The organism is Chryseobacterium sp. C3, assembly GCF_014218905.1.
In the GTDB taxonomy this organism is placed as follows: Bacteria; Bacteroidota; Bacteroidia; order Flavobacteriales; family Weeksellaceae; genus Chryseobacterium; species Chryseobacterium mucoviscidosis.
Map to the genome: position 1 here is coordinate 1 of NZ_JACLCU010000024.1, position 1,906 is coordinate 1,906.

Genomic DNA, 1,906 nt, shown 5'->3' on the forward strand with positions numbered 1-1,906 from the left:
ACATTGGCTGCGGTAAGATCAAAGAATCCTTTTCCGTTGTACTGACATGCTTTGATGGTTGTGTCCGTTAAAATAAATGGAACCACCGTAAGATTTAAAGTTACCTTTTCACAGTCAATAAATTCGGGTGCATTTCCGCAGAACTGATAAACAATAGTATCAGGACCTAAATATCCCGGATTCGGAATATAGGTAATCTGTCCTGCACCGTTTACCGTTGCCGTTCCGTTTGTCGGATAGGTAAGAATGGTTACCGTACTTGCAACAGGCGTCTGTGTTGTGGTGAACGAGAAAGCGGGAGTAATGACTTTCGTTGCACAGGCATTAAGAGCTGCTGTTGTATTTCTTACACAGGCAAAAACTTTATAGATGGGAGTGGTAACCGGCGGACATGTTCCCATGGTTACTTTCACGGTATAGTTTCCTGCTACGGTAGGCGTATAAACGTTTTGTGTTGCTCCGGTGATCGGGTTTCCGTTCAGATACCACTGGTAGCTTTCATAGCTGTCATCAACCTCAAGAATAATCCCCGGAATACAGTCTCCTGTCTGTTTTGCAATTAAAGGAATAGAAGAGAATCCTGCAAAATACCCACCGTATCCTGCGGTGCTGTAACCTCCGTTTACTCCGGCTGTTACTGCTTTCGTTGAGGTTACTGTAACGTTTCCTGTCGGGTTATCAATAGCATAGGTTACCCAGTTGGTGTTTCCTGTTAAAGGATAAGGTCCCTGAGCGGCGGTTGGAGTGGTTGCCGGTCCACCGTCGATGCTGTACGTAACAGCGGCTCCTGTCTCTGTTAAAATATTTAATTTTAAAGTGATGCCTGAAATACCAGGCATTTCGTTGATCTTTCCGATCTCATCGATTTTTCTTGGAAGGAAGCAGTTTAAAGGCGGGATATAATTGTATCCTCCTGTATTGTTTGAAGTACCTACTCCTACTAATTGATACAAATATACATTTTTAGAAGTAGAGACTAACATATTGAAATGTCCGCTTGTTCCCTGCTGAATGTAATTCGTTTCATTAATTCTAAACCACTCTCCGGCATTGATTGTTGCTAGTGGAGTCGTTCCTCCATTCACAAATATCTGGGTATTGTCTTCTGTGGCTATCACAATTCCACCCTCCATGTTTTCGGCAGGAGCGGTAGATCTTGTTTTTACCATGGCAAATGTGTTCCCCAGTCTTTCCACGGGAACCGACTGATCCATAATTAAATCTGAACCGCCCGAACCTCCTGCTCCAAAGTTTCCGTTGGCGCTTCCGTTGGTTAAACTAATGGGCTTATCTGAAACTATTTTGGCTCCGATAAATCCCGTAAGGTTTGCTGGAGTACTATTATTCCCGGCTAAAATATAAGATTGCCCTTTATTTAAAGTAAAGGTTTGAGTATTTCCTGTAAAAGTGGCTGGAGCACCTATGAATTGAATTCCTGAGGTTGTCCAGGTTACTGTAACTGATGTATTGTCTTCTGTAGCGAGAACTCCTGCTGTAAAATTGTTGCCCGATCCGGTTCCTGCGGTTGTATTGGGTGCATTAGCTGCAAAGAATAATTTCCCGATTCCTGCTTTGCCTTTCGAGGTTATGATTTCACCATGAGCGGTCTGAGCAGATCTTAGAGTACAGTAAAATGGCTTATCACCTTTCAGATAAAGCCCTTTATTGATTACAGTAAAAGCATCTGTTGTAGCTGTAGCTGTTATGTTTACAAGAGGAACCGAATACGTTTGAGGATTTCCTTTGCTGATGGTAACAGTAGTAAGCAGTGCATTGTTGCTGTAGATTTTCACATCAAACGGGGTAGTAGAGTCAGTAGAAAGATATACCGCATTGGTATATCCTGTTGTGGATGCATAGTAAGGTGCAATCCAGTGCTCCGTATCCCTCTGTGCAAAAAGAGTAC

The 1,906-nt window shown here is 42.8% G+C and carries 1 protein-coding gene; it reads right to left on the minus strand.

From position 1 onward, the window contains the following. The coding region (locus tag H6W53_RS21380) for an Ig-like domain-containing protein (RefSeq protein WP_228457858.1) at window positions 1-1,906 on the minus strand (1,906 nt) is incomplete at both ends.